General features: G+C 68.0%; 16 protein-coding genes. 11 read left to right on the top strand and 5 right to left on the bottom strand.

The annotated features are described in order from the left end of the window. Nucleotides 1-44: 44 nt before the first annotated feature. Nucleotides 45-521: an Lrp/AsnC family transcriptional regulator gene (locus KPB06_RS01265; protein WP_059581607.1), complete on the bottom strand. Its 477-nt coding sequence runs from the start codon at nucleotides 519-521 to the stop codon at nucleotides 45-47. A 179-nt stretch (nucleotides 522-700) separates the two neighbouring features. Between KPB06_RS01265 and KPB06_RS01260 the strand changes: the two genes are divergently transcribed. Next, nucleotides 701-1933: a diaminopropionate ammonia-lyase gene (locus tag KPB06_RS01260; RefSeq protein ID WP_099318077.1), complete on the top strand. Its 1233-nt coding sequence runs from the start codon at nucleotides 701-703 to the stop codon at nucleotides 1931-1933. Nucleotides 1934-1962: 29 nt separating this feature from the next. Continuing rightward, complete coding sequence (locus KPB06_RS01255) at nucleotides 1963-3147, top strand: M20 aminoacylase family protein (protein WP_275905271.1); 1185 nt, start codon at nucleotides 1963-1965, stop codon at nucleotides 3145-3147. 127 nt (nucleotides 3148-3274) lie between these two features. On the opposite strand, the gene KPB06_RS01250 is transcribed toward KPB06_RS01255, so the two are convergent. Further along, entirely contained in the window at nucleotides 3275-4636 is a 1362-nt protein-coding gene (locus tag KPB06_RS01250) for an aspartate aminotransferase family protein (protein ID WP_059581612.1), read from the bottom strand. A 481-nt stretch (nucleotides 4637-5117) separates the two neighbouring features. On the opposite strand from KPB06_RS01250, the gene KPB06_RS01245 reads away from it, so the two are divergent. Together KPB06_RS01245 and KPB06_RS01240 are read left to right on the top strand one after the other, a co-directional pair. Beyond that, nucleotides 5118-5693 carry a CS1 type fimbrial major subunit gene (locus tag KPB06_RS01245; protein WP_059581614.1) on the top strand — a complete coding sequence of 192 codons (576 nt, stop codon included), beginning with the start codon at nucleotides 5118-5120 and terminating at the stop codon, nucleotides 5691-5693. 261 nt (nucleotides 5694-5954) lie between these two features. Next, on the top strand, nucleotides 5955-7952 hold the full coding sequence (locus KPB06_RS01240) for a glycoside hydrolase family 28 protein (RefSeq protein WP_059581617.1): 1998 nt from the start codon (nucleotides 5955-5957) through the stop codon (nucleotides 7950-7952). 64 nt (nucleotides 7953-8016) lie between these two features. On the opposite strand, the gene KPB06_RS01235 is transcribed toward KPB06_RS01240, so the two are convergent. Next, nucleotides 8017-8526, bottom strand: coding sequence for a GNAT family N-acetyltransferase (locus KPB06_RS01235; protein WP_059582180.1), 510 nt, complete (start codon nucleotides 8524-8526; stop codon nucleotides 8017-8019). 278 nt (nucleotides 8527-8804) lie between these two features. Then, nucleotides 8805-9452 carry an outer membrane lipoprotein gene (locus tag KPB06_RS01230; protein WP_059581620.1) on the bottom strand — a complete coding sequence of 216 codons (648 nt, stop codon included), beginning with the start codon at nucleotides 9450-9452 and terminating at the stop codon, nucleotides 8805-8807. A 464-nt stretch (nucleotides 9453-9916) separates the two neighbouring features. Here KPB06_RS01230 and KPB06_RS01225 point away from each other — a divergent pair, with 464 nt between their 5' ends. From KPB06_RS01225 to KPB06_RS01215, 3 genes are all read left to right on the top strand, one after another. Continuing rightward, entirely contained in the window at nucleotides 9917-11116 is a 1200-nt protein-coding gene (locus KPB06_RS01225; RefSeq protein ID WP_059581622.1) for an amidohydrolase family protein, read from the top strand. A gap of 67 nt (nucleotides 11117-11183) precedes the next feature. Then, complete coding sequence (locus KPB06_RS01220; RefSeq protein WP_059581625.1) at nucleotides 11184-12368, top strand: amidohydrolase family protein; 1185 nt, start codon at nucleotides 11184-11186, stop codon at nucleotides 12366-12368. A 54-nt stretch (nucleotides 12369-12422) separates the two neighbouring features. Next, nucleotides 12423-12896, top strand: a complete 474-nt coding sequence (locus KPB06_RS01215; protein ID WP_059581627.1) for a nuclear transport factor 2 family protein — start codon at nucleotides 12423-12425, stop codon at nucleotides 12894-12896. A 328-nt stretch (nucleotides 12897-13224) separates the two neighbouring features. On the opposite strand, the gene KPB06_RS01210 is transcribed toward KPB06_RS01215, so the two are convergent. Continuing rightward, on the bottom strand, nucleotides 13225-14088 hold the full coding sequence (locus KPB06_RS01210) for a LysR family transcriptional regulator (RefSeq protein ID WP_059581630.1): 864 nt from the start codon (nucleotides 14086-14088) through the stop codon (nucleotides 13225-13227). Here KPB06_RS01210 and KPB06_RS01205 point away from each other — a divergent pair. The 4 genes from KPB06_RS01205 to KPB06_RS01190 all read left to right on the top strand — a co-directional run bounded on the left by KPB06_RS01205 (nucleotide 14066) and on the right by KPB06_RS01190 (nucleotide 16552). Beyond that, complete coding sequence (locus tag KPB06_RS01205) at nucleotides 14066-14479, top strand: hypothetical protein (protein WP_230951177.1); 414 nt, start codon at nucleotides 14066-14068, stop codon at nucleotides 14477-14479. The genes KPB06_RS01210 and KPB06_RS01205 overlap by 23 nt on opposite strands. A gap of 25 nt (nucleotides 14480-14504) precedes the next feature. Then, the gene (locus KPB06_RS01200; protein ID WP_059581635.1) at nucleotides 14505-14750 is read left to right on the top strand and encodes an AbrB/MazE/SpoVT family DNA-binding domain-containing protein; all 246 of its coding nucleotides are present in this window, start codon (nucleotides 14505-14507) and stop codon (nucleotides 14748-14750) included. Further along, nucleotides 14747-15145 (top strand): PIN domain-containing protein, encoded by a 399-nt coding sequence (locus KPB06_RS01195; protein ID WP_059581638.1) that lies wholly within the window; start codon nucleotides 14747-14749, stop codon nucleotides 15143-15145. The genes KPB06_RS01200 and KPB06_RS01195 overlap by 4 nt, the downstream gene beginning before the upstream one ends. Before the next feature lie 549 nt (nucleotides 15146-15694). Then, the gene (locus KPB06_RS01190) at nucleotides 15695-16552 is read left to right on the top strand and encodes a phytanoyl-CoA dioxygenase family protein (RefSeq protein ID WP_059581640.1); all 858 of its coding nucleotides are present in this window, start codon (nucleotides 15695-15697) and stop codon (nucleotides 16550-16552) included. Nucleotides 16553-16597: the final 45 nt, after the last annotated feature.

Genomic DNA, 16597 nt, shown 5'->3' with positions numbered 1-16597 from the left:
CGGCCGGTGCATGCAGTCGCGCGCCGGCCGCTTCATCGTTGCGTTCACTCGCCGGCATCGACCGGCACGTCGAGCCCGACCTTCACGCGGCTCATGCTCACGAGCGTCTTGAACCGCTTCACGTTGTTGTTCGCGAAGAACAGCTCGCGCGTGAGCGCGTTGTACTGATCCATGTTGCGCACCGCGAGGATCAGCACGAAATCCCATTCCCCCGTCACGTAGTAGCACTGCTGGATCTGCGGGCAACGCTCGAACGCGCGCTTCATCGCGTCGAGCTGGTCGATCTGCTCGCTTTCGACCTCCACGTTCACGACGATCGTCAGCGGATGATCGACCTTGTCCGGCGCGACGACGGCCGTATAGCGCTCGATCACGCCGGCTTCCGCGAGGCGCCGCAGCCGCCGGTTCACGGCGGCGGTCGACAGGTTGACGCGCGCGCCGAGCTCGGCCTGCGGCGTCTGCGCGTCGCGCTGGACTTCCATCAGCAGCTTGCGATCGAACGCATCGAGAGGGGTCGTCATGATGGCGCGTGAAGCCTCGAAAGAATGAGAAATTTTTGCGTCGACGCCGTCGATTTGGCGATTTTGTTGACCGGCGTGCGCAATATTATTTTCCCAACCGACCGCAAGCGCAACTCGCGCCTGCCCGATCCGACCCACCCGACCGCCGCCCGCGCGGTCCCGATCCGGAGCCTTCCGTCATGCTCATCGCCAACCCGCGCGCGTCGCGCACCGCCTACCCGAACGCGCTGCGCCGCGTGATGAACATCGCGTCGGCCGACGAAAGCGGTGCGTGGCTCGCGCACTGGCCGCTCGTCGGCAATGCGCGCACGCCGTTGCGTGCGCTGCCCGATCTCGCCGCGCGGCTCGGCGTCGCGAGCGTCAGCGTGAAGGACGAGTCGTGCCGTTCGCCGCTCGGCAGCTTCAAGGCGCTCGGTGCGCCGATCGCGCTGGTGCGGCTCGTGAAGCGGCTGCGGCGCACGCAGGCGCTCGATCCGCAGGGGCTTGTCACGGGCCGCTACGCGTCCGAGCTGGCCGACCTGACGGTGATCAGCGCGACCGACGGCAATCACGGCCGCGCGCTGGCCGCCGCCGCGCGCGCGATCGGCTGCGGCTGCGTGATCGTGTTGCACGCGAACGTCGACGCCGAGCGCGAACGCGCGATCTCGGCCTACGGCGCGCGGATCGTGCGCATCGCCGGGAACTACGACGAATCGGTCGTCTGCGCGGCGCAGCTCGCGCAGGCGAACGGCTGGTACGTCGTGTCGGATACGTCATACGACGGCTACGAAGCGATTCCGCGCGACGTGATGCAGGGCTACGGCGTGATCGCCGCCGAAGCCGCCGCGCAGGCGGCGGAGGACGACGGGCGGCCGTTCACGCACGTGTTCCTGCAGGGCGGCGTGGGCGGCCTCGCCGCGGGCGTCGCGAGCTACCTGTGGGAGCGCGACGGCGTGCAGCGGCCGCGCTTCGTCGTCGTCGAGCCGCGCCAGGCCGATTGCCTGTACCAGAGCGCGCTGGCCGGGCGCGCGACGAAGGCGACCGGCAGCGTCGATTCGGTGATGGCGGGGCTCGCGTGCGGCGAGGCATCGCCGCTCGCGTGGGATTTCCTCGAGATGTGCATCGACCACTTCATGCTGATCGACGACGAAGACGCGGTGCAGGCAATGCGCGCCCTCGCGGCCGGCAGCGAACGCGACGTGCCGCTCGTCGCCGGCGAGTCGGGCGCGGCCGGCGTCGCGGGGCTGGCCGTGCTGATGCGCGACCCGGCGCGCGCGCGGCAGGTCGGGCTTGATGCGAGCGCGCGCGTGCTGGCGATCAACACGGAAGGGGCGACCGCGCCGTCCGTGTACCGGCATTGCGTCGGCGAGACGGCCGACGCGGTGCTCGCGCGCCAGCGCGACTGGCTGAGCCGCGCGGCGGTGGCGGCCTGAACGACATGACGACCGACGAGGCGAACGCAATGGACACGATCGACACAATCGACGAAAGCACGCTGCAGGGCCAATTGAAGACGTGGCGCCGCCATCTGCACCAGTATCCCGAGACGGGATTCGAGGAAGTGAACACGTCGGACTACGTCGCGCGGATCCTGACGACGCTCGGGCTCGCCGTGCATCGCGGAATCGGCGGCACGGGGCTCGTCGCGAACCTGACGGCCGGCACGGGCCGGCGCGCGATCGGCATCCGCGCGGACATGGACGCACTGAACATCGCCGAGCACGCGCCGGGCCGCGAACACGTATCGCGCACGCCGGGCAAGATGCATGCGTGCGGTCACGACGGCCACATGTCGATGGTGCTCGGCGCCGCGCGGCTGCTGGCCGAGCGCAAGGATTTCGACGGCACGGTGCGCTTCATTTTCCAGCCGGCGGAAGAGCATGGCCGCGGCGCGAAGGCGATGATGGCCGACGGGCTGTTCGAACGCTTTCCGGTCGACGCGATCTTCGGCGCACACAATATGCCGGGCATGCGCGCGGGCACGTTCTCGACACGTGCGGGCGGCATCATGGCGAGCGAAGACAATTTCGTGATCCGGATCGACGGGCGCGGCACGCATGCGGCGCGGCCGCACATGGGCATCGATCCGATCGTGATCGGCGCGCAGATCGTGCTCGCGCTGCAGACGATCGTGTCGCGCAATCTCGACCCGGGCCAGCAGGCGGTGGTGTCGTGCACGGAATTCATCACCGACGGGCTGCGCAACGTGCTGCCGTCGACCGTGACGATCAAGGGCGACACGCGCAGCTATTCGCGCGACGTGCAGGCGCTGCTGGAGACGCGGATGGCCGAGATCGCCGAAGGGATCTGCCGCACGCACGGCGCGGCCTGCACGTTCGAGTACACGCACGAGTTCGCGCCGACGGTGAACTCGCCGGAATGGGTCGACACGGCCGTGCGGGCCGCCGCGCACGTCGCGGGCGCCGACGCGGTGAACGCCAACGTGCAGCCGATGATGATCTCGGAGGATTTCGGCGCGTTCCTGCAGGCGGTGCCGGGCAACTTCGTGTTCATCGGCAACGGCGAGGCGGCCGGGCAGGGCGGCGTGCCGCTGCACAACGCGGCGTACGATTTCAACGACGAGATTTTGCCGATCGGTGCGCGGTATTTCGCGGAAGTGGCGCGGCGCGCGTTGCGGGCCGCGTAGCGGGGCGGGTGCGGGTCGCTGCGTATTCGGTTCGCTGCGTGCGGCACCCCTTCGTCATCGACGACACCTCGATGCTCGAGCGCACCGGCTTGCCGGCGCGCCGAGAATCCTCCGTCGTCGTATTCGATCAACCGGCCAGTTCGCCCAGGCACGCATCGAATTGCGCGACGAGCCGGTCGACATCGTCCGCCGTCGTTTGCGGGCACACGAGCATCATGTTGTGGAACGGCGTGATCAGCACGCCGCGATTGAGCAGGTACAGGTGCACGATGTGCTCGAGTTCGCTGTCGAGCTGCGCGCCGGCCAGCGTGCCGTTGCGCGGCGGCACGGGCGCGAACTGAAACTCGGTGCGCGCGCCGATGCGCGTCACGCACCACGGCAGCCCGTGTTTCGCGATCGCCTGTTCGAGGCCCGTCGCGAGCCGCGCGGCGAGTGCGAACATGTGCGCATACGCGGCGTCGGTCGCCACTTCGGCGAGCGTCGCGCGCATCGCGTGCATCGCGAGCATGTTCGCGGTGAGCGTCGTGCCGATGCCCGAATGGCCGGGCGGCGCGTTCAGCTTCGCCGCTTTCGCGCGCTCCGCGAATTCGGCGCTGAACCCGTACACCGCGCACGGCACGCCGCCCGCGATCGGCTTGCCGACCACCAGCATGTCGGGTTCGAGACCGTGCGCGACCGCGTAGCCGCCGGGGCCGCTGCTGATCGTGTGCGTCTCGTCGATCACGAGCAGCGTGCCGTGGCGGCGCGTCAGTTCGCGCGCGGCCTCCCAGAAGCCCGCGTCGGGCAGCACCATGCCGATGTTCGTCATCGCGGGCTCGGCGAGCACGCATGCGACGTCGCCGTCCTTCAGCGCCGCTTCGAGCGCGGCCAGATCGTTGAATTCGACGACGCGCGTGTTCGCGAGCAGATCGTACGACTGTCCGAGCAGGCTGTCGCGCTGCACCGGGCGGCCGTCGACGAGATCGACGAACACGTCGTCGACCGTGCCGTGATAGCAGCCGTTGAACACGACGATCGTGTTTCGGCCGGTCGCCGCGCGCGCCCAGCGCAGCACGAAGCGGTTCGCGTCGCTCGCGCTCAACGCGAATTGCCACACCGGCAGCTTGAAGCGGCGCGCGAGTTCGCGCGACACCCACGCGGCGTCCTCGCTCGGCAGCATCGTCGTGTAGCCGCGCGTGGCCTGCTCGACGAGCGCGCGGGCGACGGGTTCGGGCGCATGGCCGAACATCGCGCCCGTATCGCCGAGGCAGAAATCGACGTAGCGATGGCCGTCGACGTCGGTGAACGTCGCGCCGCGCGCTTCCTTCACGTATAGCGAGAACGGGGTCGACCAGTCCTGCATCCAGTGCAACGGCACGCCGAACAGCAGATGCTCGGACGCTTCCGCGGACAGCGCGCGGGAAACCGGCATGGCTTCGATGAACGCGCGGCGCTCGCGATCGAACAGCGCGCGGGCGCGGATGAGGTCGACTCCGTGGCGGGTAGGCAAAGGCAGCTCCTGGGCTGTGGGGATGGGAAACGATAGCGCGGGCGGTGGGGGGCTGAACAGAGGCGGAATTACCGAGGCGGGTGGGCGACGGGCGCGACGCGGCCCGCGCGGCAGCGCGATTTTCGGGCAATTTCCATTTGATTTTGAGATGGCGCTGGTGAACGGAAACGGATACGGGTTGTGAAGGTTTGCATGGATTTTTATCCGCCTGCGCCCGACCTATCGTTGTTGCAGGCCGAGTGCGGCATCGACGCCATTCAGGCGTGGGGCCCGGCGACGCGGCCTCGGCGCGGTCGGGATCGGCACCGGCCGGCCCGTTCGATTGCACGGACGGGTGGTGCATTGAATTCCGCGACAATCTTGCCGGCTAATTTCGAGATAAAGGAATTCCGGATTTTTTCCGTAATGGTGGGAGTTGGGTGCGTGAAGTGAGCCGTTTTTCGACGATCGGATTTTAACCATCAGGATGCGAAACCACACCATGAAGACCTCCAGACATCTCGTCGCACTCGCCGTGAGCATTGCATTGATCGAGGTCGCCCATGCGGGCCAGACGTCGCCGCAAGCGGTCGTCAAGACAATCCGCCTGACCGCGCACATCGGCGACATCCTGTTCGTTTCGCAGCCGGACGATGCCGCATACGGCCTGGTCGAATTGAACGACACGGACGGCAAGCAGCAGACGTTCGCCGCGGCGCTGCCGATCCGCGTACGCACGACGAATCCCGATATCAACGTCACGTTGTTGCAGCCGCTGCGGTTCTCGAACGGTCGCGACGACATGGCCCATGCGAAGGTCGTGCTGACGGGCAAGGCGAGCAGCGCGGAAATCGCGCCCGGTGCCGCCCACGCGCTCGTGGCGACGACGCGGGGGCGCGACGGCTTTGACGGCTATGACGAAACCCGCATGCTGAAGGTCAGCGCGCAAGCGCCGGCCGCGAGCGTGGCGCCGCCGGCCCGCGGAAGTTATCGCGGCGATCTGATGCTGGTGTTCGAGCCGGCTGCGTCGGCGGGACGCGAGCCGGCGACGGCGCCGACTGCGGTAGCTGGCGAGTAGGAAAATCGCCTCGGAGCACATCGTCGGCCGCGCGATCCATTTGAAGTTGTTGCGCATAAACATACGACAACATATCTCTAAAGGCTGGTTAGGCGAGGTGAGTGTGCGCACACATACTGCACACAATGTCAGAGAAAACAGGGTAAACGACAAATACGTGTCTTCCATCGATCGCGTCTAGACTGCGCAATGTAGTACGACGACGTATAAATCATGATCCGCCGCCCGGCGCATCGATACCCTTACCCTGAAGGAGTGCCCATGGCCGCCCCTCGCCGCCGTTCGTCTTCGCCCGTCCGATCATCCGCCCCGAAACGGGTATCGCGCCGCGCCTTCATCGGCTGGACCGGCGCACTCGCCAGCGGCGCGATGTTCGGTGGGCCGTTGACGGCCACCCGGGCGCTGGCGGCGGGCACGACGCCCCATGCGTCGGCGGTCGATCTCGTATGGGGCGAGCACGGCGCGGCGGCGCGCATCGCCGCGTCGCTCGCGCACGTGTCGCGGCTCGCGCGGCACGGTCGCGACTTCGACGTGACGCACTACGGCGCGCGCCCGTGCGCGACGGTCGCGCAGACGTCGCCGTGGCCGGTCGCGAAATCGCCCGTCAGCCCCGGTTCCGAACTGACGACCGCGCCCGGCGCATTCGATTCGCGCCCGGCGTTTCTCGCGGCGATCGACGCGTGCCGGCGCGAAGGCGGCGGCCGGGTCGTCGTGCCGGCGGGCACCTGGTATTGCGCGGGGCCGATCGTGCTGCAGAGCAACGTCACGTTCCACCTGAGCGCGAATTGCACGATCTATTTCAGCCCGAACCCGGCCGACTACGCGAAGGACGGCCTTGTCGATTGCGGCGCGAACGGCCGGCTGTATTACAGCCGCTGGCAGGCGAACGATTGCCTGAACTACGGCGCGCCCGTCTACGCACGCAACGCGACGAACATCGCGCTGACCGGCGAAGGTCCGACGTCGGTGCTCAACGGGCAGGCAATGACGCCGTTCTCCGGCAGCGGCGCGAACAGCGTCTGCTGGTGGACCTACAAGGGTACGTCCGGCGCATACGGCGCGAGCGCGGCGGTGCCGGCCCAGAACGGCGCGAACCCGAACAACGTCGACCTGCGGATCGTCGCGCCCGCGATTCCCGACGCGCTCTATGCGATGCTGACGTCGCCCGTCACGCCGTGGCAGCAGGACCAGAACTACCTGCCCGCGCTGTCCGAGGCCGGCGTGCCGGTGGAGAAGCGGATTTTCGGACTGGGCCACTACCTGCGGCCGTGCATGGTCGAATTCATCGGCTGCACGAACGTGCTGATGGCGAACTACCAGACGCAGAACACGCCGTTCTGGCAGCATCATCCGACCGCGAGCCGCAACGTCGTGATCCGCGGCGTGACGACCAACAGCATCGGCCCGAACAACGACGGCTTCGATCCGGATGCATGCACCGACGTGCTCTGCGAGGACTGCACGTTCAACACCGGCGACGACTGCATCGCGATCAAGTCGGGCAAGGACCGCGACACCGAATACGGGCCCGCGAAGCGGCACCTGATCCGCAACTGCACGATGAACAGCGGGCACGGCGGGATCACGCTCGGCAGCGAGATGGGCGGCGGCGTCGAGCAGATCTATGCGACCAACCTGTCAATGCTGAACGCAAACTGGCAGACCAATCCGCTGAACATCGCGATTCGCGTGAAGACCAACATGAACCGCGGCGGCTACGTGAAGGATTTCCACGTGAAGGGCGTCGCGCTGCCGAACGGCGTGACGCTGAAGGGCGGCGGCTACGGCAGTGCGCTACTCGCCGGCAGTCCGATCAACGCGAGCGTGCCGCTCGGCGTGGTCACGCCGTCGGCCGGCAACCCGTCGGCCGCGCAGGGCGGCATCGTCACGTTCGACTGCGACTACCAGCCGGCGAACGACGCGGTGCGCACGCGGCCGCCGGTCGTACAGAACGTGACGATCGCCGACGTGAGGGCGAGCAACGTGACGCTGAACGGCGTGACCGCATCGTGCTTCCAGGCGATCGTCGCGCAGGGGCCAGTCGCGTTCGACTACAACGGTACGCCGCCGGCGCCGGCCGTGCAGCCGATTTCCGGCGTGACGATCAGCAACTGCGACTTCGGCACGCCGGTGGCGTCAGGCACGCCGACGGTCACGTCGCCGGGGCCGATCTACGCGTTCAACGTGAGCGCCATGGCGCTGACGAACGTGACGATCGCCGGGCAAGTCGTCGACACGACGATCACCGACAAGCGGTGAGAAAGGCAACACGCCGCGGCGTTCGCGTGCAACCGGCCGGTGCCCGCACGCGAACGCCATCAGGTTACGCCAGCGTCTTGATCATGTAGTGCTCGTCGTAGAAGCGTCCATCGACGAACATCGAGCGCGGCTCCGTGCCGAACCGTACGAACCCCTGCGACGCATACAGTCGCTCCGCGGTACGGTTGACCTCGTTCACGCACAGCATCAACTGGCTGCATCCCCACGCCTGAGCCGCATGCGCGGTCGCGCTGTCGAGCAGCGCGTGCGCGATGCGTTGCCCGCGATACGCGGCGTCGACGTACACGCCCCAGATCGTCGCCTTGTGCGCGATCTTCGTGCGCGCGTCGCGGCGTACGCCGGTGATGCCGACGAGCGTGTCGCCGTCGAACGCGCCGAACACGGCCTGAACCTGCGTCGGCGTGAGGCGCTTTGCGAATTCGTCGACCGGCACCTGCGATTCTTCGTCGAGCGTCGGCAGGAAGGACGTGGGCGCGGTGTCGACCGCACGCAGGCGGACGGTCTGGAACTGCGCCGCGTCGGCGGCGTCAAGCAGGCGGATCGTGATCGTCATCGGGGTGTTCCGGTCGAGGGCGTGCATGCCGGCGCACCGCTGCCGCGGTCGCGGGATGCATCGTGCTTATCCTAATAGGAATCCGGATGCCGCGTGGCGATGTGCGGTGCGTCGCGCGCGTGGCGCGCACGATCGTGAACGGACAAGACAGTGATGGCGGTACGTCGTACCGCCATCAAGGAGGGCGCGCGTCAAGCGCATGCGCCGTCGCGCCGGTCTGGCGCACGACGTCAAACAAACGACGTGCGCGCGATCGGCTCACGCGCCCGCCGGCGGCATCAATAGCGCGACAGCTGATTGCCGTTGATCTGCACGCGGTCGCCCGGACGCAGGTTGCCCGGCGACTGCACGTCGAACGAGCGCATCGAGCCGTCGCTGACCCGCACGTCGATCCGGTAGCTGCTCGGGCCTTGCGCGGCGCCCATCTGCTGGCCGATCTGGTTGCCGGCCACCGCCCCGCCGAGCGCGCCGATCACGGTTGCCGCATCGCGGCCGTGACCGCGGCCGAACTGGTTGCCCACGAGGCCGCCGACCAGCGCACCGACGACGGTGCCGGCCACGCCCGACGGGCCGACCGAGCTGCTGACCGGCTGGATGTTCGACACGGTGCCGTACTGCGTGCCGTACGGGTTCGCGTATTGCTGTTGCTGATTGCCGTACTGGTCGTAAGGCTGCGATCCGTACTGCGACGGGTTGCCGTATTGATCGTACGGTTGCGGCGCCTGATTCGGATACGCCGGTTGCTGCTGCACGTAACCCGGTTGCGAATACGCGGGCTGCGCATAGCCGGGCGTCGCGTATTGCTGCTGCGGATAGCCGGGCTGCGCGCCGTAGTAGCCCGGCGCGACACAGGCGGTGAGCGGAAGCGCCGCCACGGCGACGAGCGAGGCGAACAGAACGGTCTTCGTGGAAGGCATGCGCATCATGATGTTTCCTGCATCGGCAACGTGTCCGCCGATGGATTCCCGTCATGGGTGGCGAACTCGGCGTGAGTATAAGGAATGGGCGGATGCGCGTCCGGTGCGGCCGGGTAACAACGTGTAAAGTCTGTTGCCGCGTAAATCGCCGGCTGGGCGGCGCGTCGAAGCCCCCGCGCGCAACGGCGCGACGCGGCTTCCCGGCACCCGTGGGTGGGCGATGCGGCCCATGCGCGGCCGCCGACATTCCAGCCGTTTCCACGGCCGGCGTAACCTGTCCCGCGCCCGGCCCGGTGGCCCTGCGCGCCGCGCATCGGGAAATCGAATGCGCGGCATCGCGACATTTAATTGGCCTCGCGCAGCGGCGTCCGATATCGTGGCCGGATTCCCTGCCAACGGTCGCGCCGCGCCGGCCGCGGTTCCTCCCCCTGTCCGCGCCGGTGTCGCGCCGCGACCGCTCCACCTATCAAGCCATGACCGAACGACTCTTCCTCAACGCCGTCGACGCCGGCGGCCAGCCCGTCAACTTCGTCGTCCGTGACGGCCGCTTCGCCGCGATCGGCGCCGATTGCGCCGCCGCGCCCGGCGCGCAGACGATCGACCTCGACGGCCGCGTCGTGCTGCCCGGTTTCGTCGACGGCCATATCCATCTTGACAAGAGCTTCGTCGGCGATCGCTGGGTGCCGCACGAACCGGTCGGCTCGCTGCGCGAGCGGCTCGCGGTCGAGAAGCGCCAGCTCGCGGCCGCGCCGCCGATCGTCGAGCGTGCGAACGCGCTGATCGCGCAGGCCGCCGCGTTCGGCACGATCGCGATGCGCAGCCACGTCGACGTCGATGCGACGACCGGCCTGTCGAACCTGCACGCCGTGATGGCCGCGCGCGAACGATGGCGCGGCATCGTCGACATCGAACTGGTCGCGTTTCCGCAGGCCGGCGTGATCACGTGCCCGGGCACTGCCGAGATACTCGACGCAGCCGTGCGCGAAGGCGCGGACGTGGTCGGCGGGATCGACCCGACGACGCTCGACGGCGACGCGGACGGCCAGCTCGACATCGTGTTCGGCATCGCCGAGAAGCGCGGCGCGAAGATCGACATCCATCTGCACGAGCCGGGCGAAACGGGCATCGCGCAACTGCTGCGGATCGCGGCGCGCACGCGCGCGGCCGGGCTCGGCGGGCGCGTGAACGTGAGCCATGCGTACGCGCTCGGCCAGGTGAGCGACGACGACGTGCAACGCGCCGCCGCGGCACTGGCCGAAGCCGGCGTGTCGATCCTGACGAATGCGCCGGGCGACTGCGCGTTCCCGCCGGTGCGACGGCTGCGCGACGCGGGCGTGCATGTGTTCGCGGGCAACGACAACATCCGCGACGCGTGGTGGCCGTACGGCAACGGCGACATGCTGCAGCGCGCGATGATGGTCGGCTACCGGTCGGGTTTCTACACCGACGAAGCGCTCGGCATCGCGCTCGACATGGCGACGCACGCCGGCGCTCGCGTGATCGGAAAGGAGAACTACGGAATCGCGGTCGGCTGCGACGCGAGCTTCGTCGCGGTGCGCGCGCCGAATGCGGCGGCGGCCGTCGCGGGCGTGCCGGCCGAACGCTGGGTATTCCGCCGCGGCGAAAGCGATACGGGCGCACCGCTCACGCCGTCGCTGCGCTTCGCGCATTGACCCGCCCGACCGGCGGCGCGGCACGCGCCGTGTCCGCCTTGCACCGACCGACCCGACCGGAGCCGACATGACGAACCTGCTGATCCGCAATGTGCGCACGCGCGCCGACGCCGCGGTCGATATCCTGATCGAAGGCGATCGTATCGCGCGCGTCGGTCCGTCGCTCGACGCGCCCGCCGGCTGCGCGATCGAGGACGGCGCGCTCGCGTTGGCGCTGCCCGGCCTCGTCGAAGGCCACACGCACCTCGACAAGACCCACTGGGGGATGCCGTGGTATCGCAACCACGTCGGGCCGCGCCTCGTCGATCGCATCGAGAACGAGCGCCACTATCGCGCGACGAGCGGCCACGACGCGGGCGCCGCCTCGCTGGCGCTGGCGCGCGCGTTTCTCGCGGCCGGCACGACGCGCATCCGCACGCACGTCGACGTCGATACCGAAGCCGGGCTGCGCCATCTGCACGGCGTGCTCGCGACGCGCGAGACGCTGCGCGGGCAGGTCGAGATCCAGATCGTCGCGTTTCCGCAATCGGGCGTGCTCCAGCGGCCGGGCACCGATGCGCTGCTGTCCGACGCGCTCGACGCCGGCGCGGACGTGCTCGGCGGGCTCGATCCGTGCGCGATCGAAGGCGATCCGGTGGAGGCGGTGGACGTGCTGTTCGCGATCGCCGCGCGCCACGGCCGCGGGCTCGATATCCATCTGCACGAGCGCGGCTCGATGGGCGCGTACTCGCTCGACCTGATCCTGCAGCGCACGGCCGCGCACGGGATGCACGGGAAGGTCGCGATCAGCCATGGCTTTTGCCTTGGCGATATCGCCGGACGCGAGCGCGATGCGCTGCTCGCGCGGATGGCGGCGCTCGGCGTCGCGATCGTCACGACCGCGCCGGCGGCGGTGCCGGTGCCGCCAGTGGCCGCGTGCCGTGCGGCGGGCGTGACCGTGATCGGCGGCAACGACGGCGTGCGCGATACGTGGACGCCGTACGGTTCGCCCGACATGCTCGAACGCGCGATGCTGATCGGCATGCGCAACGATTTCCGCCGCGACGATGCGCTCGAAGTCGCGCTGGACTGCGTGACGCACGGCGCGGCACGCGGCTGCGGCTTCGCGGATTACGGGCTTCAGCCGGGCAATCGCGCGGACGTCGTGCTCGTCGATGCACTGACGTTCGCCGAGGCCGTCGTCGCGCGGCCGGTGCGGCGCCTCGTCGTATCGTCCGGGAAGATCGTCGCGCGCGACGGCGCGCTGGTCTGAGCGCCGCGTCGCGCCGGTATGATCGGGTTTTCGGCCGGATTTCGGGAGACCACGATGCGACGCACGACCGCGGCACGGGCCGCACGATGGATGGCGGCGGCCCTGTTCGCCGCGAGCGCCGCGCATGCGGTGGCGGCCGGCCCGGCCGACGCGCAGCAGGAAGCCAACCGGCGCGCGGTGCTCGCGTTCTACGAAAAAGGGCTGAACGAGAAGGACGCGGACGCCGCGCTCGCGTACGTCGGCGATCGCTACGTGCAGCACAATCCGAACGCGGCCGACGGCCGCGACGGTTTCCGCAAGTTCGTCGCGTTTCTGCGCGACACATATCCGCAGTCGCACAGCGAGATCAAGCGCGCGTTCGTCGACGGCGATTACGTGATCCTGCACGTGCACGCGGTGCGCGAACCCGGCACGCGCGGCAGCGCGATCATCGACATCTTCCGGCTCGAACACGGCAAGATCGTTGAACACTGGGACGTCAACCAGCCGGTGCCCGAGCAGGCGGCGAACGGCAACACGATGTTCTGACGCGATCCGCGTTGCCCAGGGTCTGTTTACATACGGAACGCACATGCGTTGCCACGAGAACGGCCGCTCGCGAGGCGTGCGACGCCGCGAATACTGGACGTATTCGCAAGGAGCACAACGCGGCGAGCGGCCATTCTCGTGGCCACCCCAAATTCAAAAATCATTCCAGGGGAATGCCCGAAATCGCCCGCATGGCGGCGTTGCGCGTCACTTGTTTGGCTCGGCCAAACGGCGCTCCTTCCTCCTTGCCTGCGCCCCCGCAAGGAAGTCCCCTTGGGGGACGAGCGATTTCGCGCATTCGCATGTGCGTTCCGTATGTAAACAGACCCTAGCGTCCTTCGAGTTCCAGCATCTTCGCGAGCGTCTTCGTCAGCGCGCCGACCATCGGGTCGGCCGTCGGTCGGTGCAGGATCGCGATGTCCATGTGCTCGATCGGCGCGAAGCCCTGCTTCGCGGTCAGCACCACATGCTCGTCCGTCACGACGCGCGCGGGCAGCACGCTGATGCCGAGCCCGTCGGCGACGGCCGCCTGGATGCCGCTCAGGCTCGACGTCGTGAAGCTGATCCGCCAGCGGCGGCCGCGCTCCTCGATCGCCTTGATCATGTCGTCGCGATAGAGCCCGCGCGGCGGGAACACGACGAGCGGCACCGGGTCGAGATCGATCGACGGATGCTTCGCGCTGTCGATCCAGCGCAGCTTCTCCGGCCAGCGCACGACGGCTTCGCGGCTGTCGCGCCGCTGCTTGATCAACACGAGGTCGAGTTCCCCGCGATCGTACGCGGCGCTGATGTCGCGGCTCAGCCCGCACGTCACTTCGAGCTTGACCTGCGGATGCTCGCGCTTGAACGCCGCGAGCGCGTGCGTCGTGCGGCCCGCCGCGAAATCGTCGGGCACGCCGAGCCGGATCGTCAGCGCGACCGTCGCGCCCGACAGCGCTTCCAGCATCTCGTCGTTCAGCGCGAGCATGCGCCGCGCGTAGCTGAGCACCGTCACGCCCGCGTCGGTCGGCCGCACGTCGCGCGTGCCGCGGTCGAGCAGGCGGTGGCCGGCGATCTCCTCGAGCCGGCGCACCTTCTGGCTGACCGTCGACTGCGTCGAATGTAGCCGTGCGGACGCCGTCGTGAAACTGCCGCAATCGGCGACCATCACGAGCGCGCGCAGCAGATCGATGTCGAACAGGGGTCTATTCATTTCTGCACTTATATGGATAAGAGCATTTCATTTCCAAATGCGTGCGACGATTTTTAACATGACCGGACGGCGCGGGCAATCGCGGTTTCGCCCGACCTGGGCGCGGTATTTCGCGGCGTTCTCGGGGCGCTCGACCCATCGTATCGGCCGCGCGTCGACGAGCGCCGGCACGTCGGGAGGGAACCGGATGTTTTTCAAACGGATCGCGATCATCGGCTCGTTTGCATTGACCGCGCTCACGTGGGCGGTGGCCGCCGCCGGCGGCGCGCTGGAAGGCCGAATGCGCAGCGCGGCCGACCGCGGCGACGCGGGCGAAGGGCGGATGCTGCTCGAGCGCGGCGCGCGGACAGACGGCAGCACGGCCCTTGCTTTGCGACTTTCCTTACCGTAAAGTAAGGAGTCAAGGAGGTGTCATCATGACGGCAGCAACGATCACTTCAAAGGGGCAGGTCACGATTCCCGTGGACGTGCGCAATCAGCTTGGTTTGAAGTCTGGAGACCGGATCGAATTCAGCTTCAACGAGGCAACGGGCCGGTATGAAGTCATTCCGGCCACGCACTCGCTTGCGTCGCTCAAAGGAATCGTGAAGAAGCCCGCGAAACCGGTGTCGATCGAGGACATGAATCGGGCCATCGCCGAGCAGGGAGCATCCAGGCGATGATCGGACTGGATACGAACGTGCTGGTCCGCTACTTCGCTCAGGACGATGCCGTGCAATCGAAGAAAGCGACGGCGCTGATGGAGTCCCTGTCGGCTGAGCGGCCGGGGTATGTTTCACAGGTCGCCTTGGTCGAGGTCGTGTGGGTGCTCGGGCGCTGCTACGGCGTCGAGCGCGAGCAGATGAGGGACATCATCGACTCGATGATCGGCACGAAGGAACTCATGGTGGAAGGTGCCGATACGGTGCGAAAGGCGCTTCGTGTTTTCGCGGCGTCCGCGAAGGCGGACTTCTCCGATTGTCTGATTGAGCGCTCGGGGTTCGCAGCCGAGTGCGAATATACGGCTACATTCGACGTGACGGCCTCGAAGGTCGCCGGAATGCAGTTGATCAAGTAGTCGTCGCCCACGCCGAAAGGCGCAATACGCTGCGGCCGTACCAAGCGGCCTGCCAGGCGGTATAGGGCGCAGTGTCAATACCGCGCTGAACCCCCTTCGCGTCGATCATTCGTATCGACATCGCCGCGCCACGGATATCCGAAAAGGACATCTCCGTGACGAGCGTGCGCGGTACAGGGTAAACACCCGAATATCCCGGCATTGGCGCTGTGGATCGAGCGCCGTCCTACCACTCCGGTCGCTGCTTGCCCTCGGTTCGCTTCGCCCCCGTTCTTCCCCGCTTGCGCTCGAAAATTGAGCAGTCTAGACTGCATCGCAGTTTCATCGAAGCCCTGTCTTTCGCGCCCAGCGCCGGCATCCCGTCGCAGCGCCTCCACCGGACGCCGGCGTCGCCCGCCGCGTCGAGACTTTCAAGGACACGCCATGACCCGCACCGCAACGCTCCTCGTTACCGCGCCGGCGTTCGCGCCGCTCGTGTCGACACCTACGGCGCAAGGCAACTGACTTCGGCACCGTGGCCCCGCAACTCATTCGACCGACAGGCACACCATGACGAGTATCCCGGATCGCGTCGCGCAAGCCGTGACGCCCGAACTGATCGCCGCGTTCCGCGAGGAAGGCGCGGTCTGCATCAAAGGCATCTTTTCCCCCGACGAAGTGGCCGCGCTGCGGGCCGGCATCGACGCGAACCTCGCGCAGCCGAGCGAACGCGCGAAAGTCGCGAGCCGGCCCGACGATCCGGGCTGGTTCTTCGAGGATTTCTGCAACTGGCAGCACAACGACGCGTATCGCCACTTCATCGCGCGCTCGCCGGCCCCGTCTGTCGCCGCCGCGCTGATGGGCACGGACACCGTGCGGCTGCATCACGACCACCTGCTCGTGAAGGAGCCCGGCACGCGGCAGCGCACGCCGTGGCATCAGGATCAGCCGTACTACAACATCGAAGGCGACGACAACGTCAGCATGTGGATTCCGGTCGACCCGGTGCCGCTCGAATCGACGCTGGAATTCGTCGCCGGCTCGCACCGCGGCCCGTGGCTGATGCCGCGCACGTTCATGGACAAGGAGGCGAAGTGGTTCCCGGAAGGCAGCCTCGCCGACCTGCCCGACATCGAAGCCGATCGCGCGGCCTTTCCGATCCGCCGCTGGGCGCTCGAACCCGGCGACATGGTGTGCTTCCGGATGCTCACGCTGCATGCGTCGGGCGGCACGCAGAACCGCCGGCGCGCGTTTTCACTGCGCTTCGTCGGCGACGACATCCGTCACGCGCCGCGCCGCTGGAAAACCTCGCCCGATTTCCCGGGGCTCGCGGCGCAACTGGCCGATGGCGCGCCGCTCGATCACCCGTTGTTTCCGGTCGTGTGGTCGCGCGACGCGGGGCAGGTGGGTGCGATCGGAGCAGTGTAGATAACGAACGCGGCGGCCGTTTCGTGACGAAACGGCCGCCGTGCG

This window comes from Burkholderia semiarida, assembly GCF_029268935.1.
Classification (GTDB): Bacteria; Pseudomonadota; Gammaproteobacteria; order Burkholderiales; family Burkholderiaceae; genus Burkholderia; species Burkholderia semiarida.
Note: the sequence above shows the minus strand (reverse complement) of the source record. Positions and strands in the feature narration are given on the sequence as shown.

Coding starts and splice junctions, on each gene's coding strand:
- KPB06_RS01260 (WP_099318077.1), top strand. CDS start 701: ATGCTCATCGCCAACCCGCGCGCGTCGCGCACCGCCTACCCGAACGCG.
- KPB06_RS01245 (WP_059581614.1), top strand. CDS start 5,118: ATGAAGACCTCCAGACATCTCGTCGCACTCGCCGTGAGCATTGCATTG.
- KPB06_RS01235 (WP_059582180.1), bottom strand. CDS start 8,526: ATGACGATCACGATCCGCCTGCTTGACGCCGCCGACGCGGCGCAGTTC.
- KPB06_RS01225 (WP_059581622.1), top strand. CDS start 9,917: ATGACCGAACGACTCTTCCTCAACGCCGTCGACGCCGGCGGCCAGCCC.
- KPB06_RS01215 (WP_059581627.1), top strand. CDS start 12,423: ATGCGACGCACGACCGCGGCACGGGCCGCACGATGGATGGCGGCGGCC.
- KPB06_RS01210 (WP_059581630.1), bottom strand. CDS start 14,088: ATGAATAGACCCCTGTTCGACATCGATCTGCTGCGCGCGCTCGTGATG.
- KPB06_RS01255 (WP_275905271.1), top strand. CDS start 1,963: ATGGACACGATCGACACAATCGACGAAAGCACGCTGCAGGGCCAATTG.
- KPB06_RS01265 (WP_059581607.1), bottom strand. CDS start 521: ATGACGACCCCTCTCGATGCGTTCGATCGCAAGCTGCTGATGGAAGTC.
- KPB06_RS01230 (WP_059581620.1), bottom strand. CDS start 9,452: ATGATGCGCATGCCTTCCACGAAGACCGTTCTGTTCGCCTCGCTCGTC.
- KPB06_RS01190 (WP_059581640.1), top strand. CDS start 15,695: ATGACGAGTATCCCGGATCGCGTCGCGCAAGCCGTGACGCCCGAACTG.
- KPB06_RS01220 (WP_059581625.1), top strand. CDS start 11,184: ATGACGAACCTGCTGATCCGCAATGTGCGCACGCGCGCCGACGCCGCG.
- KPB06_RS01195 (WP_059581638.1), top strand. CDS start 14,747: ATGATCGGACTGGATACGAACGTGCTGGTCCGCTACTTCGCTCAGGAC.
- KPB06_RS01240 (WP_059581617.1), top strand. CDS start 5,955: ATGGCCGCCCCTCGCCGCCGTTCGTCTTCGCCCGTCCGATCATCCGCC.
- KPB06_RS01205 (WP_230951177.1), top strand. CDS start 14,066: ATGTCGAACAGGGGTCTATTCATTTCTGCACTTATATGGATAAGAGCA.
- KPB06_RS01200 (WP_059581635.1), top strand. CDS start 14,505: ATGACGGCAGCAACGATCACTTCAAAGGGGCAGGTCACGATTCCCGTG.